The following is a 21,087-nucleotide window of genomic DNA, read 5'->3' on the forward strand; positions in this document are numbered from 1 at the left end:
TCTGTCCCCCACCCATCCGACACCGCACGAAGAGAGCCCCCGGCCATGCCCCCTCAGGACATGACGACTGCCGCGTCTCCTTCCGGGGGCGCCGCCCCGGAGAACCCGGGTCACGACCACCTTCTCGACGCCCTGCAGCACCAGGTGGCGGTCTTCGCCCGCCGGGCCGAGCAGACCCGCCTCGGCGGTGTCGGCCAGGTGCGCAACTCCATGGACCGGGCCGCGTATCTGCTGCTCAACCGGCTGGACCGGGAAGGCCCCATGGGCGTCAAGGCGCTGGCCGCGGGGATGGGGATCGACTCCTCGACCGTGACCCGGCAGGTCGCACCGCTCGTGGACACCGGTCTGGTCAAGCGCACCTCGCACCCGGAGGACGGCCGTGCCGTCGTGCTCCAGCTGTCCCCGCGCGGCCAGGCCCGGCTGGACGAGGTCCGCTCCTCGCGGCGCGAGCTGATGTCACAGGTGACGGACGAGTGGTCCGAGGACGAGCGGGACACGTTCTGCGCTCTGCTGACCCGTTTCAACGCGGCCCTGGCCGCGCGCCAGGCGGCGCACCAGGCACCGCAGGCGGGTTAGTCCGGGCCGCCGGGTCCCCGGGGGTTGACCCGGGGCCCGCGGAGCGCTCCGATTGACCTCGTGCGAGAGCGCCATGCGGGCCGACAGCGGCGCCGCGCCCAGGAGTTCGAGGCCTTCGTGGCGGGCGCGGCGGGCCGGCTGCTGCACACCGCGACCCTCCTCACGGCCGAACCCGCGGACCCGCCCGGCGCCAACGAGCGCGCGCAGCGGCTGCTGACCGCGGCGCTGGCCCGGACGTACGCGGACTGGGACCGGCTGCACGGCGAGGATCCGTACGACCGCACCCGGCAGGACCTCGCCACCCGCTTCGCCCGCGAGGCGTGGCGTCATCACCGCCTTCGCGGCGGACTCCTGGACCGGCTGACCCCGCAGGAACGGCTCGTCCTGGTGCTGCGCCTGTACGAGGGCGTTCCCGAGGAGCAGACGGCGGCGCTGCTCGGGGTGCCGGTGGACCGGGTCCGTGCGGTCTGCAACCGCTCGGTGGCCACGATGCGCGGCACCCGGAGCCCGACCCTGCGGCGGGGGCACCCGCGCACCCGGCCGCTGGGGGCGGCACCGTGAGCGGCATGGGGCGCAAGGAGGACGAGGTCCGGCGGATGCTGGAGAACCCCCGTCCTCAGGTCCCGGCGGAGCTGGCGGCGCGGGCGGCGGAGCGCGGCGGCCGGCTGCTGCGGCGCCGGCGGGTGCTGACGCGGCTGTGGCTGCTGACGGCGACCGCGGTGGTCGTGGCGTTCACGGTGTGGGCGGTGGTGGTCCAGCCCTGGCACGTGCCGCCCGCGGAGACGACGCCGCCGCTGGAGGGCTGGTAGGCACCACACCCGGACCGCTTCGTACCGATTTATCCTGGAAGGGCACGGCCGGACACCGGCCGAGGAGGCTGTGATGACCAGGAAGATCGCTGACTGCCGCAAGTATCCGAGTGTGTCGAACTGCTCGCTGACGATCTCCGGTGAGGAGGACGAAGTCGTGCGGGCGGCCACGGAGCACGCGGTCTCCGTCCATGAGCACACCGACAGCCCCGAGCTGCGGGAGCAGGTCAGGGCCTCGCTGGAGGACGAGAAGGTCTCGGTCTGAGGACCGGAGACGAGAGGGGCGGGACCGGTTGCGCCGGCCCCGCCCCTCTCGTCTGCGCCGTGTCGCGTACGACGACCGGTACGGGCCCTAGCCGAGCGCCTGCGTCAGGTCGGCCAGCAGGTCGTCGCCGTTCTCGATGCCGACGGAGAGCCGGACCAGGTCGGCGGGGACCTCCAGCGGGGAGCCCGCGGCGGAGGCGTGCGTCATCCGGCCCGGGTGCTCCAGGAGCGACTCGACGCCGCCGAGCGACTCACCGAGCGTGAAGAGCTTCGCGCGGTTGCAGACCTCGACGGCCGCCTCCTCGCCGCCCGCGACCCGGAAGGACACCATGCCGCCGAACGTCTTCATCTGCTTGGCGGCGATCTCGTGGCCCTGGTGCTCGGGCAGCCCGGGGTAGAGGACCTGGGTGACCTTGGGGTGGCGGGTCAGCAGGTCGGCGACCTTGGTCGCGTTCTCGCTGTGCCGGTCCATCCGCACGGCCAGCGTCTTGATGCCGCGCAGCACCAGCCAGGCGTCGAACGGCCCGGCGACGGCACCCATCGCGTTCTGGTGGTACGCCAGCTCCTCCGACAGATCGGGGTCGTTGACGATCAGCGCGCCACCGACGACGTCCGAGTGGCCGCCCATGTACTTGGTGGTGGAGTGGACGACGACATCGGCGCCGAGCGCCAGGGGCTGCTGGAGGTAGGGACTGGCGAAGGTGTTGTCGACGACCAGCCGCGCACCCGCCGTGCGGGCCACGTCGGCGACGGCCGCGATGTCGGTGATGCCGAGCAGCGGGTTGGAGGGCGTCTCCACCCAGATCGCCTTGGTGCGCGGGGTGATCGCCGCCCGTACCGCCGCCACGTCCGAGGTGTCGGCGACCGAGAACTCCACGCCCCAGCGCGAGGCGACCTTCGCGAACAGCCGGAACGTGCCGCCGTAGGCGTCGTTCGGGATGACCACGTGGTCGCCGGGGGTCAGCAGCGTACGGAGCAGGCAGTCCTCGGCGGCGAGGCCGGAGGCGAAGGCGAGTCCGCGGCGGCCGCCCTCCAGGGCCGCGAGGTTCTCCTCCAGCGCGGTGCGGGTCGGGTTGGCGCTGCGGCTGTACTCGTAGCCGCCGCGCAGTCCGCCCACGCCGTCCTGCTTGTACGTGGAGACCTGGTAAATGGGGGGAACAACAGCGCCGGTGAGGGGATCGGCGGTGTTTCCCGCGTGGATCGCGAGAGTCTCGAAGCTGTGCTGGTCGCTCATGGGCCCCGAGCGTAGTCCGCCGCCGAGGTCCCTCACGGACCACCGGGCCGTCCGGTGACAATGGGGGCATGGAGATTCTGTGGTTCCTGCTCGCGCTGTGCCTGCTCGCCGCGGTCGTCGGCCCCTATGTGCGGCGCCGCCGGGGCGGCATCCGTCAGGTGGCGCCCGGTTCGCCCGACGCCGCCGATCCGGACACCTACGGCTTCGTGCGCCAGGAGGAGCTGGACATCCGGATGCCGGGCCCCGACCAGGATCTCCTCGACGTGCTCGATGTCGTCCAGCACACCCAGGAGTGGCGGGCCGCGTCCCAGCTGCTGTCCGGGACGCCGAAGGAGGGCGAGGTGCGGTGGCAGCGGGTGCAGGCCTTCGCCGGGGCCGCCTCCCTGGAACTGATGCAGCGGCCGGGCGTCGGCGGGGCGTGGCTGCGCAAGTGGCGGGCCGAGGCGCCGAAGGACGCGGGCGGCGCGGCCGTGCACGCGGAGTTCCTGGTCCAGCAGGCGTGGCGGTCGTCATCGGCGGGGACTGACGACTTCCGGATCATCCTGGAGGAGGCGCGTACGGTCGTCGGCGAGGCGGCCCTGCTGGCGCCGGGCGACCCCGTCCCGTATCTCGTGGAGCTGGCCGTCGCCCGTGGACTGGGCTACTCGCACGAGGAGTTCGACCAGCTCTGGGCGAAGATCATCGACCGGGCCCCGGCCCACATGGGCGCGCACATCGCGGCGCTGCACTTCTGGTGCGAGAAGTGGCACGGCTCCCGCGAGGAGGCGGACCGCTTCGCCACCGCGGCGGCCGCCCGCGCCCCACAGGGCTCGCTGCTGGCGGCGCTGCCGCTGTTCGCGGTGTACGAGCACCTGCCCGAGGTGAATCTGGTCCAGGGCTTCTACCGCGGCCTGGTGGTGACGAAGGCGGTCGAGGGCGCGATGTTCGCGGTGCACGCGGCCCGCGCCGACGACCCGATGCTCGCGCACGTCCGCCATCTCCTGGTGCTGTTCCTGGTCCGGATGGAGCGCTGGTCCGAGGCGATGAACCAGCTGGTCCACATCGACGGCCACGTCGGCGCGCTGCCGTGGACGGAGAACTCCGACCCGGCCGCCGAGTACGCCGTGTACCGGGCCCTGGCGGTGGCCGGCTACGAGGCGAACGGCGGCAGCCCGGCGACGCTGCCGCAGTAGCCGCGAACCGCGACGGCCGCCGCTGTGCGACCGTGGAAGCGACGCGCCCCTGATTCCCCTGCGATGAACGGTGTTCCCGTGACACGACTGATACCCCTGATCCTGATCGGCCTCGGCCTCTACTTCTGGTTCAAGGCCCGCAAGCGGGCCGCCGCCTACGTCGAGGACGCGGAGTCGGACGGCGGCGCACCGCGCCGCTGACCTCCGGCGGAGGAATCCGCGGTGGCCCGGGGGCGTTGCAGTGAGAGCACCCCGACCCAGGAGGAGCCCCGTATGTTCCTGCACCGCCGCACCCCTCAGCTCCCCACCCCGGAGGAGGCCCTGCGCGGCCGCACCACCCCGGAGTTCACCGTCCCGTCCCGCCACACGGTCCTGGGCAACGCCCTGCTGGGCCCGTACCCGGAGGGTCTGGAGGTCGCGGACTTCGCGATGGGCTGTTTCTGGGGCGCCGAGCGCACGTTCTGGCGGCAGGACGGCGTCTGGACGACGCTCGTCGGCTATCAGGGCGGCTATACGGAGAATCCCGCGTACGAGGAGGTCTGCTCCGGCCTGACCGGGCACACCGAGGCGGTACGCGTGGTCTTCGACCCGAGGACCGTGACGTACGCGCAGCTGCTGAAGCTCTTCTGGGAGTCCCACGACCCGACCCAGGGCTTCCGCCAGGGCAACGACGTCGGCACCCAGTACCGCTCCGCCGTGTACACCCACTCCCCCGAGCAGGCCGCGGCCGCTGCGGCGTCCCGCGAGACGTACCAGAAGGCCCTCACGGGCTCCGGCCACGGCGTGATCAGCACGGAGATCCTGCCCGCCGACGGCCGCCAATTCTGGCCCGCGGAGCCGGCCCACCAGCAGTACCTGGACAAGAACCCGGCGGGCTACTGCGGGATCGGCGGCACGGGTGTCTCGTGCCCGGCCGGGGTGGCACCGGCGGCGCGGGGCTGAGCCGGTTACCCTCGCACCGACGTGAACGGTGAACGGCGGGGTGGGGGCACCATGCGCGAGAACGGCACGGACGGACCGGCGGTCCCGTCCCTGAGCGGACATCCCTGGCGGGCGGCCAACGAGGCCCTGGCGTTCCTCGTGGAACTGGCCGCGCTGGCCTGCCTGTTCGGCTGGGGGTTCAGTCTCGGGGACGGACTGGCCCTCCAACTCCTGCTGGGAGCCGCAGTGCTGGCCGTAGCCATCACCCTGTGGGGCCTGTTCGCAGCACCCCGCGCCCGGATCCGGCTGCCGGTGGCCGGTGTGCTGGCGGTCAAGACCGTGGTGCTCGGCGGCGCCGCCCTCGCCCTCTACGGGGTGGGGCACCCCGTGGCGGCCGTGGTCATGGCCGTCGTGGTGGTGGCGAACACGGGCCTGCTGGAGACGTTCCGGCGACGGCCGGCACCTGCCCGGTAGGTGCCGGCCGCGCTCCTCGGATCAGACGGAGTCTGATCCGGCCGGACGGGTCAGATCAGCCCCTGCGCCAGCATCGCGTCCGCAACCAGCTCGAAGCCGGCGATGTTCGCGCCGGCCACGTAGTTGCCGGGGCTGCCGTAGCGCTCCGCCGTCGTGTAGCAGGACTCGTGGATGTGGCGCATGATCTCCGCGAGCCGCTCCTCCGTGTGCGCGAAGGTCCAGGAGTCGCGCGAGGCGTTCTGCTGCATCTCCAGGGCGCTGGTGGCCACCCCGCCCGCGTTGGCCGCCTTGCCGGGGGCGAAGGCCACGCCCGCTTCCTGGAGGACGCGGACGGCCTCGGGGGTGGTGGGCATGTTGGCGCCCTCGGCGACCGCCTTCACGCCGTTGCGCACGAGGGTCAGCGCATCGGCCTCGTGGAGTTCGTTCTGCGTGGCGCAGGGCAGGGCCACATCGCAGGGGACGTTCCAGACACCGGTGCCGGGGACGAACACGGCTTCGCCGCCGCGGCGTTCGGCGTACTCGGAGACGCGGCCGCGGCGGGCCTCCTTGATCTCCTTGAGCAGGGCGAGGTCGATGCCCTTCTCGTCGACGATGTAGCCGTCGGAGTCGGAGCAGGTCACCACGGTGGCGCCGAGCTGCTGCGCCTTCTCGATCGCGTAGATCGCGACGTTGCCCGAGCCGGAGACGGCGATGCGCTGGCCGTCGAGGGACTCGCCGCGGCTGCGGAGCATCTCGGCGGTGAACAGGACGCAGCCGTAGCCGGTGGCCTCGGTCCGCACCAGGGCGCCGCCCCAGCCGAGACCCTTTCCGGTGAGGACACCGGACTCGAAGCGGTTGGTGATCCGCTTGTACTGGCCGAAGAGATAGCCGATCTCGCGGCCGCCCACGCCGATGTCACCGGCGGGGACGTCGGTGTACTCGCCGAGGTGGCGGTGGAGTTCGGTCATGAACGACTGGCAGAACCGCATGATCTCGGCGTCCGAGCGGCCCTTCGGGTCGAAGTCGGAGCCGCCCTTGCCGCCGCCGATGGGCATGCCGGTGAGGGCGTTCTTGAAGATCTGCTCGAAGCCGAGGAACTTCACGATGCCGAGGTTGACCGAGGGGTGGAAGCGCAGCCCGCCCTTGTACGGGCCGAGCGAGCTGGAGAACTCGACCCGGAAGCCGCGGTTGACGTGGATGTCGCCGGAGTCGTCCGACCACGGCACACGGAAGATGAGCTGGCGCTCCGGCTCGCATATGCGCTCGATGATGCGGGCGTCCACGAACTCCGGGCGCCGGGCCAGCACCGGGCCGAGCGTCTCCAGGACCTCCCGGACCGCCTGGTGGAACTCCTTCTCGCCCTGGTTGCGGCGGAGGATCTCCGCGTACAGCGGCTCGATGACACGGTTCTCGGCGGTGTGCGGCGTTGCGGAGTCAGGGGTGGCCGTCATCTGATCAAGACCTTCCGTGGTCGGCTCATGCGCGAAGGCGCCCCCGTCCCGAGGGGCACCGGGTCCTCCCTCGCCGTCGAGGGCGTCGCCCGACATCACGCATACCGTGCCCACGAAAGCGACGTACAGGACCGTTGTGGCGTATCGAGTGTCCCAGTGGGGCCACGGGATGCTCCACGGCATCCACATGGTGATCTCCGCCGGCCGGGCGCGTAAAGGGCGCGATGGCCTTGCCCCTGGGCGGTTCCGCCGGTTTGGGGCGGGGTCGCCCATCGCCCGAAGTGGTGAACCTCACAGGGCGGGACGGGCGGTTGTGAGGTGCCCGGGCGGGGGCGGCGAGGTTCCGCATCGGCCCTCGCGGCGGCCGCACTCCCGCCTCCGTCGCGCGGGAAGAACGGGAAGGTGTGCGGTCCGGGCCCGCCGTGACGGGCAATCAGACATGATTCCGTCATGACGACATCGCGGGGGCACCGCAGCGGCCGGGTTCCTCATACTCCTTACGGGCCACCGCCGTTGACCGAGGGTCCCCGGCTCGGTTACGGGTATCCGGGACCCTCGTACGGCGCGGGCAGGACCGGGCCGCGCACACCGCCCCGGGCGGGCGAGATGCGCCGCTATCTCGCCGTGGGGCTCGACTGCTATCTCTGCCTGGTCGTCAGCGGGTTACTCGTCCGGCCCCATGTGGACTCGGCGACCGTTCCCCAGGTCGCCGGTCTGCTGGTCGGGCCGGTGCTCGTCCTGTCGTTCCTGAACCAGGTGGTGCTCACCGCACTCGTCGGGGCGGGCGCCGGGAAGCTGATCATGGGGATACGGGTGGTGAGCCTGCCGGACGTGGGCCGCCCCGGCCCCGGGCGGCTGGTGCGCAGATGGCTGTACGGGCTGTGCTGGCTGCCGCTGCAGCCCTGGTACGGGGTGCGCGCCCACCTCGCCAGGTCCGGCGGCGAGGGCGGTCCCGGCCACCGGGCGGGCCACGAGGACAACGTCGCGCACCCCGACCCCGCCGGGCTGCGCCAGGTCCGCCGCAGCGATCTGGCGGCGCACCGCCGGGCCGTGGCCGGGCGGACGGTCTGAACCCTCCCGCCGGCGGGACGGGACCGGGGCCTCCCGTCCCGGCCGGAACGGAAGACCCCGGTACGTGCCGCCGGGTCAGGCGGCGGCGTTCTCCGTGATGGTGACCTTGCCCTTGCGGATCGTGGCGAGCCGCGGGGCGCGGCGGGCGATCGAGCTGTCGTGGGTGACCATGATGAAGGTGAGCCCGTGCTCCTTCCACATGGTCTCCAGCACCTCCATGATCTCGTCGCGCATGGACTCGTCGAGGTTGCCGGTGGGTTCGTCGGCGAGCAGCACCTTGGGCTGCTTGACCAGGGCCCTGGCGATGGCCACCCGCTGCTGCTGGCCGCCGGACATCTCGCCGGGCAGATGACCGAGCCGTTCGCCGAGCCCGACCGAGTCGAGCGCCTCGGCGGCTCTTCTGCGCCGCTCGGACGCCTTGCCGCCGAGCGGTACGAGGGCGGTCTCGACGTTCTCCTGGGCGGTGAGCGTCGGGATGAGGTTGAAGCTCTGGAAGACGAAGCCGATGTTCTCGGCGCGGACCTTGGTGAGCTTGGCCTCGCTGAGCTTCGCGAGGTCCACCCCGTCGAGTTCGATGCTGCCGGCCGTGGGACGGTCCAGTCCGCCGAGCATCTGGAGCAGCGTGGACTTGCCGCCGCCGGTGGGGCCCTGGATGACGAGGCGGCCGCCGTCCTCGATGGTCAGGTCGACGCCGGCGAGTGCGTGGACGGTGGACTTGCCGCGCGTGTAGTGCTTGGTGACGCCTTGAAGCGTGTACATGGGTCAGCTCCTGCTGGACGGTGATCGCGGATCCCGGGCGGACGCCTCGCGGATCGCGGGTCGCCGGGGTACGGGGTACGGGATGCCCGGGTTCGGGGCAGCCCGCGGCGGGCTACTCGACGCGGCGCAGCGCGTCCGCGGGGCGCAGCCGGGAGGCGCGCCAGCCGCCGAAGGCGCCCGCGATCAGCCCGCCGGCGACGGCCAGCACGACGGCGATCAGGATGACCGAGAGGGAGACGGGTGCGGTCAGCGCGATGTCGAGCGCCTTGGAGGCGGTCTGGCGGCCGGGGCCGCCCATCATGCCGCCGCGGCCGCCGCCCGCGCCGCCGCCCGAGGAGCCGAGCTGGGCGGTGAGAGTGGGACTGACGGCGGTGACGGCGTAGGCGCCGGCGAGGCCGACCGCGATGCCGAGGACGCCGCCCATCAGGCCGTTGACGAGGGCCTCGCCGATGACCTGGCGGGTTACCCGGCCGCTCTTCCAGCCGAGCGCCTTGAGCGTGCCGAACTCCCGGACGCGGCGGCTGACCGCGGAGGAGGTGAGGAGTCCCGCGACCAGGAAGGCGGCGATGAGCACGGCGATGGAGAGCCACTTGCCGACGCTGGACGCCAGGTCGGACGCCGTGGACAGTGAGCCGGACACGGTGTCCGCGAGGTCGGCGGACGTGGTGACCGTGGTGCCCGCGATGTTCTTCTGGATCACGGACTTGACGCTGTCGATCTGCTGCGAGTCCGCGGCCTTGACGTAGACCGTGGTGACCTTGTTCTTCGAGTCGGAGAGCGTCTGCGCCTGCTGGAGCGGGATGTAGAGGTTGGCGGCCGCGTCGCCGCTGTCGGCCGTGGAGACGCCCACGATGGTGAACTCGGTGCCGTGGACCGTGACCGTCTTGCCGGTGGCGAGCTTCTTCTCCTTCGCGTACGCGGCGTCGACGACGGCCACCTTCGCGTTGGTCTCGGTGCTCTTGAACGTACGTCCCGCGGTGATCTTCGACGAGGTCAGCGGGCCGAGGTCCTGCTTGGTGACGTCGGTGCCGTACACCGTGTAGGAGTTGACGTCGAAGGAGGCGCCGCCGCCCTGGACCTCGCCCTGCGGCTGGCCGGTGCCGCCACCGGGACCGCGGCCCTGGGCGGTGCCGCCCTGCTGCTTGAACTCACCGCGCTTGAACTGGCCGTCGACCTTCATGACGGTCAGGCTCAGCCCGCCGACGGCGTCGGCGACCCCGGTCTGCCGGTCCACCTCGCCGACGGTGGTGGAGGCGAGCGTCTGGAAGCCCTGGACCATGACCCGGTCCGTGCTCTGGGTCGAGTCGTCGTCGCTGCCCTTCGCGTCGAACTCGAACCTGGGGCGCTCCGTGGCGGAACCCGGAGCTGCGGCGGCCTTGGTGACCGTCATGTCCGTGCCGAGGCCGTACAGCGATTCCAGGACCTTGTCCTGGGCCTTGCTCATGCCCGAGGAGACCGAGCTGACGATGATGACCAGCGCAATGCCGAGGGCGAGCCCCGAGGCGACGACGAGCGCCGCCTTTCTGCGGCGGCGCAGCTCGCGCCGGAGGTAGGTGAAGAACATGGCGTGAGGTTAGGGAGCGCTTGTGATGGTGGGTTAAGGCCGGGATGAGAGCGGCATGAGAACAGCCGCGAACGCCGCAGGCGGCGGCTCCGGGATCCGTGGGGATCGCGGAGCCGCCGCCTGGGTACGGGGCTCGGGGCCGGTCGGGGTCCTGCCCGGGGTGAGGAGGACGCGGCCGGTCGGGTCAGCCCTGGGAACCCGCCGTCCACTGGGCCCAGCTCAGGTTCCAGCCGTTGAGGCCGTTGTCGGGCTGGATGGTCTTGTCCGGGGAGTTCTTGACGATGACCACGTCACCGATCATGGAGTTGTTGTAGAACCACGCGGCGGGCGCGCCCGGGTCACCGGCGCCCTTGGTGTCGGCGAGGCCGACGCAGCCGTGGCTGGTGTTGGCGCTGCCGAAGATGGACTTGGCGCCCCAGTAGTTGCCGTGGATGAAGGTGCCCGACGTGGACAGCCGCATGGCGTGCGGCACGTCCTTGATGTCGTACTCGCCCTTGCCGTCGTCGTCGGTGAAGCCGACCGTCGAACCGTCCATCCGGGTCTCCTTGAACTTCTCGGAGATCACCATCTGGCCGTTGTACGTCGGGTTGTCCGACGAACCGGCCGAGATCGGGATGGTCTTGATCGTCTTGCCGTTCTGCGTGACGGTCATCGTGTGCGTCTTGGCGTCCACGGTGGAGACCTGGTTGCGGCCGACCTTGAAGGTGACCGTCTTCTGCTGCACGCCGTACACGCCGTCCGCGCCCTCGACGCCGTCCAGCGCCAGCTTCAGCGTGACGGTGGAGCCGCCCGTCCAGTAGTCCTGGGGGCGCAGGTCCAGGCGCTGGGAGTTGAACCAGTGGCCGACGACCTGCTGGCCGCTGCTGGACGTCACCGTGATGCCGGCCTGGACGGCCTTCTGGTCGGTGATCGCCTTGTTGAAGTTGATCGAGACGGGCATGCCGACGCCGACGGTGGAGCCGTCCTCGGGGGTGAAGTTCCCGATGAAGCTGTTGGCGGGCGACACGGTGGTGAAGGAGGAGTTCTCGTGCGCCTCGCGGCCCTTCGAGTCCTGCGCCGTCGCGTTGATCTTGTACGTGGTCGAGCGCTCCAGCTGGGCGGCCGGCTGCCAGCTGGTGCCGTCGGCGGAGAGCGTGCCCTTGACGCTCTCTCCGGCGGAGGTGGTCATGGTGACGACGGTCAGCTTGCCCTTGGCGACGGTGACCTTGGCGTCGTTGTTGATGCTCGCGTTGGTCGCGCCGTTCTTCGGCGAGATCGCTATCTGCGCCTCCGAGGCCTCCTCGGCCGCCGCCTTGTCGACCTCGGCCGCCTGCGACTTCTTCGAGCTGTCGGGGCTAGGGCCGCCCTTGTCGCCGCCGTCGCTGCAGGCCGAAAGCACCAGCACGCCGCCGAGCAGTGCGGACGCGGCCATGAGGCCCTTGCGCCGCTTGCTGTCCGTCATCACACGCTTCTCCATCGTTGCCGAAATCCCCAAAAACCCCGAGCAAGGCCGTCGACCGGCGATACCCCGTCAATATTCCAAGAACACCCGGAACGGATGCCCCGTTCCATATCCGTCCCGGATGTGGGGAACACCACTCATCGACGCGGTGGCGGCGGCGGTGGTTCCCGCCGTTGATCATCTATGTGCTCCGCCGGTGCACGACCCGGTTGTACAGCACTTCCGAGGCCCGGATCCACCGGTCGTCACGCACACCGGCCCCGGCCCGCCGGGAGCGGGCCGGGGCCGGTGTCTCCACCCGCTAGGCCCGCCGCTCCGTGCTGCCGTCCTTGTCGTCCTCCTCCCCATTGTGCGGGACGCCGAAGGCGCTCTCGTCGTCGTCCTCATCGTCCTGACCGTCGTCGAGGTCCCATCCGTCCGGGTCCTCCGGGTCGTAGTCGATGGTCTCGCTGCTCCAGGAGGCCTGGGTCAGCTCGACCCCGGGCACCTCACTGACCAGGTCGAACGGGTCGATCAGCGAGGCGAGGGCCTCCGCACCGTCTTCCCGTACGGCGGTCTCGGCATGCGTGCGTTCCTCGGCGGACTCGCCGCCGGGCTCCCCGTACTCCGCCGCGAGGCTCTCCAGGGCGGTCCCGCTCAGGGCGTCGGCGTCCGTGATCTCCAACACCATTTCGACCCGAAGGCGAACGAATCGTGATGACTCAGATGTGCTCATGAGGCGGAGCGTAAGCTCCCGGCCGCCACGGCTTTCCTACGACCCGCTGCGTTCATTAGCATCGGCGCACAGGCCTGAGAGGGACCGGGCGACCGGGGCCCCTTCAACTCACGGCTGTCACAAGGGGGATCGATTCCGTGGCCATCACCCGCCGTCCGCTGCTGACCGCCACCGCCGCGGCAACGCTGCTGTGTGCCCTGTGGTTCGTCCCGTCCGCCAACGCGACCGGCGACGCCGCCACCGCGTCCGGCGCCGCCGTCACGGACGCCCCCGGCAGAACGGGTCCGGGCGCCACCGCGCTCGCCGACACCGGGACCGGGTTCGACACGACGCCGTATCTGATCGGCGGCATGGCGTTCCTGGGCATGGGAGCCGGCTTCGTCACCTACTCGGCCCGTCGCACCGGCCCGCAGCCGGCCGTCTGAGCGGTAAGCGAAAAGCGGCCGCCGGGTCCGTCCGGTGGCCGCTTCCGCGCAGGTCGGGCGGTCAGGCCAGCGGCCCGGTGACCGGCTCCACCGCCGCGACGAGCCTGCCCGCCCGGACGAAGGCGTCCGCCGCGGCCAGGTCGGGCGACAGGAAGCGGTCCGGCCCCGGGCCCTCGACGCCCGCGGCCCGCAGCGCCTCGATCGCGGCCAGCGAGGCGGGCGCCGGGGTCAGCCCCTGGGCGGCGCGCAGCTCGACCGCGCGGGTCGCGGCGTACAGCTCGACGGCGACGATCCGGGCGAGGTTGTCGACGGCGGTACGGAGCTTGCGCGCGGCCGACCAGCCCATGGAGACGTGGTCCTCCTGCATCGCGGAGGACGGGATCGAGTCCGCGGAGGCCGGGACGGCGAGCCGCTTCATCTCGCTGACCAGGGCGGCCTGGGTGTACTGGGCGATCATCAGGCCGGAGTCCACACCGGCGTCGTCGGCGAGGAACGGCGGCAGTCCGTGCGAGCGGTTCTTGTCCAGCAGCCGGTCGGTGCGGCGCTCGGCGATCGAACCGAGGTCGGCGGCGACGATCGCCAGGAAGTCCAGGACGTACGCGACCGGCGCTCCGTGGAAGTTGCCGTTGGACTCCACCCGGCCGTCGGGGAGGACGACGGGGTTGTCGACGGAGGAGGCCAGTTCGCGGTCGGCGACGGTCGCGGCGTACGCGAGGGTGTCCCGGCCCGCGCCGTTGACCTGGGGCGCGCAGCGCACCGAGTAGGCGTCCTGGACACGCGGCGCGTCGTCCTGGTGGTGACCGGTGAGGCCCGAACCGGCCAGCACCCGCAGCATGTTGTCGGCGCTCGCGCCCTGGCCGGGGTGCGGGCGGATGGCGTGCAGCTCGGGGGCGAGGACCTTGTCCGTGCCGAGCAGTGCCTCCAGCGAGAGGGCCGCGGTGATGTCGGCCGATGTGTAGAGGCTGCGCAGGTCGGCGAGGGCCATCACGAGCATGCCGAGCATGCCGTCGGTGCCGTTGAGGAGGGCGAGGCCCTCCTTCTCGCGCAGCTCGACCGGGGTGATGCCGTGGGCGGCGAGGAGCTCGCCCGCGGGGCGCACGGTCCCGTCGGGGCCCTCCGCGTCGCCCTCGCCCATCAGGGTCAGCGCGCAGTGGGAGAGCGGCGCCAGGTCCCCGGAGCAGCCGAGCGAACCGTACTCGTGAACGACGGGTGTGATCCCGGCGTTGAGTACGTCCGCCATGGTCTGCGCGACCTCGGGGCGGACGCCCGTGTGGCCGGAGGCGACCGTCTTGAGCCGCAGGAACATCAGCGCCCTGACGACCTCGCGCTCGACCCGCGGGCCCATGCCGGCGGCGTGCGAGCGGACGATGTTGCGCTGGAGCTGCGCGCGGAGCTCCGGGCTGATGTGACGGCTGGCGAGCGCGCCGAATCCGGTCGAGACGCCGTAGACCGGCTCGGGCTTGGCGGCGAGCGCGTCCACGATCTCGCGGGCGGCGGCGAGGGCGGTCACCGCGGCGGCGGAGAGTTCGACACGGGCGTTGCCGCGGGCCACGGCGATGACGTCCTGAGCAGTGGTACCGGACGTCCCCACCACGACTGTATGCATATCCATATTCAGAAGCGTACGGATTGAAACCCTTCATGTCACTAGTGGTCGCCGGGTTGACCCCTTACCGGTCCGGTCCCTCGCCGGGCCGGTTCCCCCGCAGCCGGCGGCGGTCGTGCGGGGATCCGGGCGGGGAGTCCGCCAGCCGGATGACCTCGCCGTCACGCCCCGCCACGACGGGTCTCGTGGAGCGGGCCGCCTTCGCCCGGTACTGGGCGGCGTCCGCCAGCCGGAAGAGCCGCCGCGCGGAGACCACCGGACCGATCGGGTCCCCGGTGGACGCCATGCCGCACGCGACCCCGTTGCCGAACTCCAGCTCCCCGGCCCGCTCGCAGAGCTCGGTGGCCACCGCGATCACCTCGTCCGCCCCCGGACCCAGGGCCAGCAGACAGAACTCGTCCCCGCCGAGCCGGGCCGCCAGCGCCCCGGGCAGCATGGCCCCGCACCGGGAGAGCACCGAGCCGAAACGTTCCAGCAGCCGGTCACCGACGGCATGCCCATGGGTGTCGTTGACCCGTTTGAGCCCATTGAGATCGCAGACGACCAAGCTCACCACCGAACCGTCAGCCCGGTGGCGCTCCACCGCCTCGTCGAGGCGGATGTCGACGGCCCGCCGGTTGGCGAGGCCGGTCAGCGGGTCGGTGAAGGCGAGCTTGCGCACCTCCTCCAGGCGCTCCGTCTGGGAGATCCCGGCGGCGACGACCGCGGCGAGCACGGTGGCGAAGTCCGCGTCCGGGCGCCCGAACACCGGCTCCCCCACCCGCCGGGCCACATAGAGCTCGCCCCAGGCCCGCCCGTGCAGCACGATCGGCGCGACCACACAGCAGCCGCGCCCGCGCCGGCGCAGGGCCGCCACCCGCTGGTGGGAGTAGCCGTGCCCGGTCGCACCCGGCCCGTCGTCCGCCGGCTCCGGCTCGACCGGTCCGTCGGCGGTCTCCACCCAGGCGTCCGGCTCACCGCCCCCGGCCCACCGCTCATGGAGGAATTCGGTGATCTCCGGGAACTGGTGCACCGGATACGTCTCCTCGTCGGGGAACTCCTCCTCCCCCTCGGCCCGCTCGCCCGCGTTGACCAGGACCTTCAGCCGGCCCCGCCCGCGCTCCCAGACCGACAGTGCGGCGAAACTGCCGCCCAGCGCCTCGCACGCCCCCAGGGCGGCCGCCCGCCAGCACCCCCGCGGGGTGTGCGCCGCCGCCATCGCCTGCGCAAGCGAAACCACGGCCCGCAGCCGCGCATCGTCACCACCCATCACCCCAGCTTATGTAGGTTTGTGATGATTTGATCAGTTTGCAGCCCTAATCATGCGCGGTGCGTCGCCGAAGGAACACGGACAGTCACCATCGGCTCACTCCCCGGGCCAGTTCGGCTTCCGCTTCTCGTTGAACGCGGCCACCCCCTCGGTCCGGTCGCCGGAGAAGGCCACCGACCGCCACGCGGAGTCCTCGACGTCGAGGCCGGCCCGCAGATCGAGCCCGTGCCCGAGCCGCAGCGCCCGCTTGGCCGCCCGCAGCCCCACCGGGGAGTTCGCCGCGATCCGCCCGGCGAGCGCCAGCGCCTCGGTCCGGTCCTCGCCGTCCGCGACCAGCTCGTCGACCAGACCCAGCTCCCGCGCCTCGTCCGCCGCCACCCGGCGGGCGGTGAAGATCAGCTCGGCGGCGCGCGCCGCCCCGATCCGGCGCGGCAGCAGCTGGGTGCCGCCGCCGCCCGGGATGACCCCGACCGACACCTCGGGCAGCCCCACCAGCGCGGTCCCGTCGGCGACGATCAGATCGCAGGACAGGGCCAGCTCGAACCCGCCGCCGAGCGCGAAGCCGTGCACCGCGGCGATCGTCGGCATCGGCAGTTCGAGCACGCCGGTGTAGGCGGCCCGTGCGGTCGGCCGCTGGCGCACCAGGTCGGCGTCGGTGAAGGAGTTGCGCTCCTTGAGGTCCGCGCCCACGCAGAAGGCCCGCTCGTGGCTGGACGTGAGGACGGTGACCCGGACGTCGGGGTCGGCGGCGAGCGCGGCGCAGGCGGCGGCGATCGAGCGGGCCATGTCCGTGGACACCGCGTTCATGGCCCCGGGCCGGTCGAGCACCAGCTCGGCGACGTGCTCCAGGCCCTCGTGGCCGCGTACGACGACGAACTCCCCGAACCGCTGCTCGGACGTGACGGTCATGGCTGCACCCCTGTCGGTTAACGAGCGTTACCGGAGGGATCCTAGGGCTCCGCCCCCGCAGGAGGTCAGGGGGCGGTCAGGACGTGCCGCGACGGGCCAGCAGCCAGGGTTCGACGATGCCGAGTCCGCGCACCGGGCGCTGCCACATCGGCTGCAGCCCGTAGCGGTACCTCGGCAGCGGGGGCGGCTCCTCGCCGTCCGCGCGCGCCTTCTCGGCCCGCTCGGCGGCGGCCGCCGCGTCCTCCGCGGCCTGGGCCTCGGAGACCGGCGCGTCCCCGGTCCTGGTCAGCTCCTCGGCGAACGCCCCGTCCACCAGGACGGCGTCCTTCGGAGCTATCGACGTCAGCCGGCTAGCGAGGTTCACCGTGGTGCCGAAGACATCGCCCATCCGGGTGGTGACCGTGCCGAACGCGATGCCGACGCGCAGTGCCGGCATCGTCTCGTCCAGCGTCATGGCCTCGACCAGGCGCAGCGCGATCTCGGACGCGGTGCCCGCGTCGTCGGCGGCGAAGAGGACCTCGTCGCCGAGGGTCTTGATGAGCCGGCCGCCGTGCGCGGCGACGAGGTCGGCGCAGGTGGTCTCGAAGGACTCGACGAGCTCGCCGAGCTCCTCCTCCTCCAGCCGGCGGGTCAGCCGGGTGAAGCCGACGAGGTCGGCGAAGCCGACGGCCAGGCGCCGGTCGACCATCTCCTCGTCGTCCGCCGCCTGCACGACCCGGCCGGTGGCGGCGGCGAGCTGGCGCCGCCACACGTACACCAGGAACTCCTCCAGCTCCGGCAGCAGCAGTTCGATCAGGGGATACGTGACCTCGGTCCGGGTCATGCCCGGCTCGGGCGGCTCGGTGAGGCCCTCCAGGAACGAGTCGATCTGCCATTCCGCCAGCCGGGCGGTGGTCTGCCCGGTCGACCTGGCCACCTGGATCGCCATCGGCTCGCTGAGCAGCCCGGCCTCGACCAGACCGGACAGCCGGCGCAGCGCCAGCACGTCCGCCTCGGTCAGCGCCTTGGCCTGGCCGATGTCGGCGAAGCCCATGGCCCGCCAGAACCGGGACGCGAGATCCATCGAGACGCCCGCGGTGCGGGCCGCCTGGAACGGGGTGTAGCGCCGGTCGGCGCCCAGGATCAGCTGTTCCAGCCTGATCGCGAGGGGGTCGTCGGTCGGCTCGGCCGTGTGGTCGACTTCGTGATGCGGTGTCGCGTGGACCGAGGAGTCCGACGAGGGCTCGTCGCCCGCGCCGGAGGTCGTGTCGTCGACGGTCACCAGCCGCCTCCTGCCCGTTCCCTGCGCACTGCCCTGCCGATCTGTCGGTGGATCGCCTCAACGATACGGCAGGTGTGCCCTACCTCACGTCGTCGAGGCGTTACCCGGACGGTTCGTGGCGTGGCGCCGGGTCGGCCGCCGCTCAGGTCAGCCCGCCCGCCGCCCCTCGCAGGTGCACGATGTCGCCCGCCGACACCGGTTCGCGCAGGCCGTCGCCGGTGGACAGGACCAGGCGCCCGTCCCCGTCGATCGCCACCGCCTCCCCGGTGAGCGTGCGGTCGCCGGGCAGCTGGGCCCGTACGGTCCGGCCCAGGGTCGCGCAGCCCGCCGCGTACGCCTCCTGCAGCCCGCTCGCCGCCGCGTCGCCGTCGGCCGCGCGCCACTGCCCGTACCACTGCTCCAGCGAGCGCAGCACGCCCCGGAGCAGCGTCTCGCGGTCGGTGGAGACCGCTCCGGCCAGGGCGAGCGAGGCGGCGGTGGGTGCGGGCAGCTCGTCCTGGCGCAGGGAGACGTTGAGTCCGATGCCGATGACGACGCCGTCGCCGGCCCGCTCGGCGAGGATGCCGCCCGTCTTGCGCTCCTCGCCGGGTGGGGTCTCCCCTGGACGGAGCTCGTCGGAGCCCTTGGGGACGGTGACGAGCAGGTCGTTGGGCCACTTGAGCGCGGTGTCGACGCCCGCCGAGCGCGCCAGGCCCGTCGCCGCTGCGACCCCGGCGAGCAGCGGCAGCCAGCCCCAGCGCTGTACCGGTACGGCGCCGGGCGTCAGGTAGACGGAGAAGAACAGGCCGGAGCGGGCCGGGGCGGTCCAGGTCCGGTCCAGGCGTCCGCGGCCCGCGGTCTGCTCCTCCGCGACCAGGACGGTGCCCTCCGTGAGGGAGGCCGCGCGCGCCGCGAGATCGGAGTTGGTGGAGCCGGTGCTGTCGACGACGTCCAGGGCGGTCCACAGCCCGCCCGGCACGAGGAGCCCGCGGCGCAGCGCGGGGACGTTCAGGGGCGGCCGGTCCAGGTCCGACCAACGGCTCTGTGGCGCATCCGAAGGTGTCATGCAAGCCACCCTAGGTGTGTCAAACGACGCACTGCCGAACGGTATCCGCGCCGATACGCTACGGATCAGTAGCCGTTCGGCGCTGCGGACCCTCAGCCGTTCATCCGCTGATCAGCAGCGCAGTCGTCCCCGTGACCAGGCAGGGAGCCGCCACCCGATGTCCGAGCCGGAAGAGACCGACATCCACACCACCGCGGGCAAGCTCGCGGACCTGCAGCGCCGTATCGACGAGGCGACCCACGCGGGTTCCGCCCGCGCGGTGGAGAAGCAGCACGCGAAGGGCAAGCTGACCGCGCGCGAGCGGGTCGATCTGCTGCTCGACGAGGGTTCCTTCGTGGAGCTCGACGAATTCGCCCGGCACCGTTCGACGAACTTCGGCATCGAGAAGAACCGGCCGTACGGGGACGGTGTCGTCACCGGCTACGGCACGGTCGACGGCCGCCCCGTCTGTGTGTACTCGCAGGACTTCACCATCTTCGGCGGCTCGCTCGGCGAGGTCTACGGTGAGAAAATCGTCAAGGTGATGGACTTCGCGCTGAAGACCGGCTGTCCGGTCATCGGCATCAACGACGGCGGCGGTGCGCGCATCCAGGAGGGTGTCGCGGCACTCGGCCTCTTCGCGGAGATCTTCCGCCGCAACGTGCACGCATCGGGTGTGATCCCGCAGATCTCGCTGATCGTCGGACCGTGCGCGGGCGGCGCGGTCTACTCCCCCGCGATCACCGACTTCACGGTCATGGTCGACCAGACCTCGCACATGTTCATCACCGGACCCGACGTCATCAAGACGGTCACCGGCGAGGACGTCGGCTTCGAGGAGCTCGGCGGCGCGCGCACCCACAACACCACCTCGGGTGTGGCCCACCACATGGCGGGCGACGAGAAGGACGCCATCGAGTACGTCAAGTCGCTGCTCTCCTACCTCCCGTCGAACAACCTCTCGGAGGCCCCGGCCTTCCCGGAGGAGGCGGACCTCGCGGTGAGCGACGAGGACCGCGAACTCGACACGCTGATCCCGGACTCGGCGAACCAGCCGTACGACATGCACACCGCGATCGAGCACGTGCTGGACGACGGCGAATTCCTGGAGACCCAGGCCCTGTTCGCGCCGAACATCCTCACCGGCTTCGGCCGCGTGGAGGGTTATCCGGTCGGCATCGTCGCCAACCAGCCGATGCAGTTCGCCGGCTGTCTGGACATCAACGCGAGCGAGAAGGCGGCCCGGTTCGTCCGCACGTGTGACGCGTTCAACGTGCCGGTGCTGACGTTCGTCGACGTGCCGGGCTTCCTGCCGGGTGTCGACCAGGAGTACGGCGGCATCATCCGCCGCGGCGCCAAGCTGATCTACGCGTACGCGGAGGCGACCGTCCCGCTGATCACGGTGATCACCCGCAAGGCGTTCGGCGGGGCGTACGACGTCATGGGCTCCAAGCACCTGGGCGCCGACATCAACGTCGCCTGGCCGACCGCACAGATCGCCGTCATGGGCGCGCAGGGCGCCGTCAACATCCTGCACCGCCGCACGATCGCCGCCGCCGAGGATCAGGACGCCACCCGCGCCGAGCTGATGGCGGACTACGAGGACGCGCTCCTCAACCCGTACGTGGCGGCCGAGCGCGGTTACGTCGACGCGGTGATCATGCCGCACGAGACCCGCGCCCAGGTGGTGAAGGGGCTGCGGCAGCTGCGCACCAAGCGGGAGTCGCTGCCCCCGAAGAAGCACGGCAACATCCCCCTCTAGAAAGGGTCCTGGCCATGATCAAGGTCGTACGGGGCAACCCGACCCCGGAGGAGCTGGCCGCCGCACTGGCGGTGGTCCGGGCGCGCGCCGCTGCGGCGTCCGCCGTGTCGTCCGGCGCACCGGAGCTGCCCGCCCAGTGGTCCGACCCCGGCCGGCTGGCCCGGCGCGGCCACCACCTGCCGGGGCCGCGCGCCTGGGCGCGCACGTACTGGCCCGGGTAGGGCGTGCGGCGGCGGTTGAGTACGCGTACTCAGGCGCCGCCACCGCATCCGCAGCAGGATCGGATCATGTTGTGGTCCGATCCTGAGAACAAGCCGCCGAAGGAACTGCGCGACGCCCAGGACATGATGCGTCGCGTGGGACTCGTGCTCGCGCTGGCCATGGTGGTCGCGATGTTCGCGCTCGGGACCCGATGAGGGGT

24 protein-coding genes are annotated in these 21,087 nt (G+C 71.9%); 13 read left to right on the forward strand and 11 right to left on the reverse strand.

All coding sequences use genetic code 11. From position 1 onward, the window contains the following. The first annotated feature begins 45 nt into the window (after positions 1–45). From OG521_14705 to OG521_14720, 4 genes are all read left to right on the forward strand, one after another. Positions 46–576 carry a MarR family transcriptional regulator gene (locus tag OG521_14705; protein ID WUW21973.1) on the forward strand — a complete coding sequence of 177 codons (531 nt, stop codon included), beginning with the start codon at positions 46–48 and terminating at the stop codon, positions 574–576. A gap of 60 nt (positions 577–636) precedes the next feature. Continuing rightward, positions 637–1,137 carry an RNA polymerase gene (locus tag OG521_14710; GenBank protein WUW21974.1) on the forward strand — a complete coding sequence of 167 codons (501 nt, stop codon included), beginning with the start codon at positions 637–639 and terminating at the stop codon, positions 1,135–1,137. Beyond that, positions 1,134–1,385, forward strand: a complete 252-nt coding sequence (locus OG521_14715; GenBank protein WUW21975.1) for a hypothetical protein — start codon at positions 1,134–1,136, stop codon at positions 1,383–1,385. Before OG521_14710 ends, OG521_14715 begins: the two co-directional genes overlap by 4 nt. Before the next feature lie 73 nt (positions 1,386–1,458). After that, a complete protein-coding gene (locus OG521_14720; protein ID WUW21976.1) occupies positions 1,459–1,650 on the forward strand; it encodes a DUF1059 domain-containing protein in 192 nt (63 codons plus the stop codon). A gap of 87 nt (positions 1,651–1,737) precedes the next feature. Here OG521_14720 and OG521_14725 read toward each other — a convergent pair whose 3' ends face one another. Further along, entirely contained in the window at positions 1,738–2,883 is a 1,146-nt protein-coding gene (locus OG521_14725) for a cystathionine gamma-synthase (GenBank protein WUW21977.1), read from the reverse strand. Between the two features lie 68 nt (positions 2,884–2,951). On the opposite strand from OG521_14725, the gene OG521_14730 reads away from it, so the two are divergent. From OG521_14730 to OG521_14745, 4 genes are all read left to right on the forward strand, one after another. Then, a complete protein-coding gene (locus OG521_14730; GenBank protein WUW21978.1) occupies positions 2,952–4,055 on the forward strand; it encodes a hypothetical protein in 1,104 nt (367 codons plus the stop codon). A 78-nt stretch (positions 4,056–4,133) separates the two neighbouring features. Further along, the gene (locus tag OG521_14735; protein ID WUW21979.1) at positions 4,134–4,256 is read left to right on the forward strand and encodes a hypothetical protein; all 123 of its coding nucleotides are present in this window, start codon (positions 4,134–4,136) and stop codon (positions 4,254–4,256) included. A 72-nt stretch (positions 4,257–4,328) separates the two neighbouring features. Continuing rightward, on the forward strand, positions 4,329–4,997 hold the full coding sequence (msrA, locus tag OG521_14740) for a peptide-methionine (S)-S-oxide reductase MsrA (protein ID WUW21980.1): 669 nt from the start codon (positions 4,329–4,331) through the stop codon (positions 4,995–4,997). A 90-nt stretch (positions 4,998–5,087) separates the two neighbouring features. Continuing rightward, complete coding sequence (locus OG521_14745) at positions 5,088–5,450, forward strand: YrdB family protein (protein ID WUW26684.1); 363 nt, start codon at positions 5,088–5,090, stop codon at positions 5,448–5,450. Positions 5,451–5,500: 50 nt separating this feature from the next. On the opposite strand, the gene gdhA is transcribed toward OG521_14745, so the two are convergent. After that, positions 5,501–6,880, reverse strand: coding sequence for an NADP-specific glutamate dehydrogenase (gdhA, locus tag OG521_14750; protein WUW21981.1), 1,380 nt, complete (start codon positions 6,878–6,880; stop codon positions 5,501–5,503). A gap of 606 nt (positions 6,881–7,486) precedes the next feature. Between gdhA and OG521_14755 the strand changes: the two genes are divergently transcribed. Next, positions 7,487–7,951, forward strand: a complete 465-nt coding sequence (locus OG521_14755) for an RDD family protein (protein ID WUW26685.1) — start codon at positions 7,487–7,489, stop codon at positions 7,949–7,951. A 75-nt stretch (positions 7,952–8,026) separates the two neighbouring features. Here the strand turns inward: OG521_14755 and OG521_14760 are convergent, their stop codons facing one another. The 4 genes from OG521_14760 to OG521_14775 form a co-directional block, all read right to left on the reverse strand. Then, on the reverse strand, positions 8,027–8,710 hold the full coding sequence (locus OG521_14760) for an ABC transporter ATP-binding protein (GenBank protein ID WUW21982.1): 684 nt from the start codon (positions 8,708–8,710) through the stop codon (positions 8,027–8,029). Positions 8,711–8,822: 112 nt separating this feature from the next. After that, positions 8,823–10,274: an FtsX-like permease family protein gene (locus OG521_14765; protein WUW21983.1), complete on the reverse strand. Its 1,452-nt coding sequence runs from the start codon at positions 10,272–10,274 to the stop codon at positions 8,823–8,825. A gap of 184 nt (positions 10,275–10,458) precedes the next feature. Further along, entirely contained in the window at positions 10,459–11,715 is a 1,257-nt protein-coding gene (locus OG521_14770) for an Ig-like domain-containing protein (protein ID WUW21984.1), read from the reverse strand. Positions 11,716–12,016: 301 nt separating this feature from the next. Further along, entirely contained in the window at positions 12,017–12,385 is a 369-nt protein-coding gene (locus tag OG521_14775) for a hypothetical protein (protein ID WUW21985.1), read from the reverse strand. A 182-nt stretch (positions 12,386–12,567) separates the two neighbouring features. On the opposite strand from OG521_14775, the gene OG521_14780 reads away from it, so the two are divergent. Further along, positions 12,568–12,855, forward strand: coding sequence for a hypothetical protein (locus OG521_14780; GenBank protein WUW21986.1), 288 nt, complete (start codon positions 12,568–12,570; stop codon positions 12,853–12,855). A gap of 61 nt (positions 12,856–12,916) precedes the next feature. Here the strand turns inward: OG521_14780 and hutH are convergent, their stop codons facing one another. The 5 genes from hutH to OG521_14805 form a co-directional block, all read right to left on the reverse strand. Next, on the reverse strand, positions 12,917–14,467 hold the full coding sequence (hutH, locus tag OG521_14785) for a histidine ammonia-lyase (protein ID WUW21987.1): 1,551 nt from the start codon (positions 14,465–14,467) through the stop codon (positions 12,917–12,919). A gap of 58 nt (positions 14,468–14,525) precedes the next feature. Next, a complete protein-coding gene (locus OG521_14790) occupies positions 14,526–15,710 on the reverse strand; it encodes a GGDEF domain-containing protein (GenBank protein WUW21988.1) in 1,185 nt (394 codons plus the stop codon). 96 nt (positions 15,711–15,806) lie between these two features. Beyond that, positions 15,807–16,619 carry an enoyl-CoA hydratase-related protein gene (locus OG521_14795; GenBank protein ID WUW21989.1) on the reverse strand — a complete coding sequence of 271 codons (813 nt, stop codon included), beginning with the start codon at positions 16,617–16,619 and terminating at the stop codon, positions 15,807–15,809. 76 nt (positions 16,620–16,695) lie between these two features. After that, positions 16,696–17,880, reverse strand: coding sequence for an adenylate/guanylate cyclase domain-containing protein (locus tag OG521_14800; GenBank protein ID WUW21990.1), 1,185 nt, complete (start codon positions 17,878–17,880; stop codon positions 16,696–16,698). Positions 17,881–18,022: 142 nt separating this feature from the next. Further along, positions 18,023–18,925 (reverse strand): biotin--[acetyl-CoA-carboxylase] ligase, encoded by a 903-nt coding sequence (locus OG521_14805; protein ID WUW21991.1) that lies wholly within the window; start codon positions 18,923–18,925, stop codon positions 18,023–18,025. A gap of 157 nt (positions 18,926–19,082) precedes the next feature. Here OG521_14805 and OG521_14810 point away from each other — a divergent pair, with 157 nt between their 5' ends. The 3 genes from OG521_14810 to OG521_14820 all read left to right on the forward strand — a co-directional run bounded on the left by OG521_14810 (position 19,083) and on the right by OG521_14820 (position 21,082). Further along, positions 19,083–20,666 (forward strand): acyl-CoA carboxylase subunit beta, encoded by a 1,584-nt coding sequence (locus tag OG521_14810; GenBank protein WUW21992.1) that lies wholly within the window; start codon positions 19,083–19,085, stop codon positions 20,664–20,666. Positions 20,667–20,680: 14 nt separating this feature from the next. After that, on the forward strand, positions 20,681–20,887 hold the full coding sequence (locus OG521_14815; protein ID WUW21993.1) for an acyl-CoA carboxylase subunit epsilon: 207 nt from the start codon (positions 20,681–20,683) through the stop codon (positions 20,885–20,887). Between the two features lie 66 nt (positions 20,888–20,953). Further along, complete coding sequence (locus OG521_14820; protein WUW21994.1) at positions 20,954–21,082, forward strand: hypothetical protein; 129 nt, start codon at positions 20,954–20,956, stop codon at positions 21,080–21,082. The last annotated feature ends 5 nt before the right edge of the window (positions 21,083–21,087 follow it).

The organism is Streptomyces sp. NBC_01463 (genome assembly GCA_036227345.1).
GTDB lineage: Bacteria > Actinomycetota > Actinomycetes > Streptomycetales > Streptomycetaceae > Streptomyces.

What these genes read in the sequence shown, in the direction of transcription:
- OG521_14705 (WUW21973.1), top strand. Translation starts at nt 46, where the DNA reads ATGCCCCCTCAGGACATGACGACTGCCGCGTCTCCTTCCGGGGGCGCC.
- OG521_14720 (WUW21976.1), top strand. Translation starts at nt 1,459, where the DNA reads ATGACCAGGAAGATCGCTGACTGCCGCAAGTATCCGAGTGTGTCGAAC.
- OG521_14725 (WUW21977.1), bottom strand. Translation starts at nt 2,883, where the DNA reads ATGAGCGACCAGCACAGCTTCGAGACTCTCGCGATCCACGCGGGAAAC.
- OG521_14730 (WUW21978.1), top strand. Translation starts at nt 2,952, where the DNA reads ATGGAGATTCTGTGGTTCCTGCTCGCGCTGTGCCTGCTCGCCGCGGTC.
- msrA (WUW21980.1), top strand. Translation starts at nt 4,329, where the DNA reads ATGTTCCTGCACCGCCGCACCCCTCAGCTCCCCACCCCGGAGGAGGCC.
- gdhA (WUW21981.1), bottom strand. Translation starts at nt 6,880, where the DNA reads ATGACGGCCACCCCTGACTCCGCAACGCCGCACACCGCCGAGAACCGT.
- OG521_14755 (WUW26685.1), top strand. Translation starts at nt 7,487, where the DNA reads ATGCGCCGCTATCTCGCCGTGGGGCTCGACTGCTATCTCTGCCTGGTC.
- OG521_14760 (WUW21982.1), bottom strand. Translation starts at nt 8,710, where the DNA reads ATGTACACGCTTCAAGGCGTCACCAAGCACTACACGCGCGGCAAGTCC.
- OG521_14765 (WUW21983.1), bottom strand. Translation starts at nt 10,274, where the DNA reads ATGTTCTTCACCTACCTCCGGCGCGAGCTGCGCCGCCGCAGAAAGGCG.
- OG521_14770 (WUW21984.1), bottom strand. Translation starts at nt 11,715, where the DNA reads ATGACGGACAGCAAGCGGCGCAAGGGCCTCATGGCCGCGTCCGCACTG.
- OG521_14775 (WUW21985.1), bottom strand. Translation starts at nt 12,385, where the DNA reads ATGGTGTTGGAGATCACGGACGCCGACGCCCTGAGCGGGACCGCCCTG.
- hutH (WUW21987.1), bottom strand. Translation starts at nt 14,467, where the DNA reads ATGGATATGCATACAGTCGTGGTGGGGACGTCCGGTACCACTGCTCAG.
- OG521_14790 (WUW21988.1), bottom strand. Translation starts at nt 15,710, where the DNA reads ATGGGTGGTGACGATGCGCGGCTGCGGGCCGTGGTTTCGCTTGCGCAG.
- OG521_14795 (WUW21989.1), bottom strand. Translation starts at nt 16,619, where the DNA reads ATGACCGTCACGTCCGAGCAGCGGTTCGGGGAGTTCGTCGTCGTACGC.
- OG521_14805 (WUW21991.1), bottom strand. Translation starts at nt 18,925, where the DNA reads ATGACACCTTCGGATGCGCCACAGAGCCGTTGGTCGGACCTGGACCGG.
- OG521_14810 (WUW21992.1), top strand. Translation starts at nt 19,083, where the DNA reads ATGTCCGAGCCGGAAGAGACCGACATCCACACCACCGCGGGCAAGCTC.
- OG521_14815 (WUW21993.1), top strand. Translation starts at nt 20,681, where the DNA reads ATGATCAAGGTCGTACGGGGCAACCCGACCCCGGAGGAGCTGGCCGCC.
- OG521_14820 (WUW21994.1), top strand. Translation starts at nt 20,954, where the DNA reads ATGTTGTGGTCCGATCCTGAGAACAAGCCGCCGAAGGAACTGCGCGAC.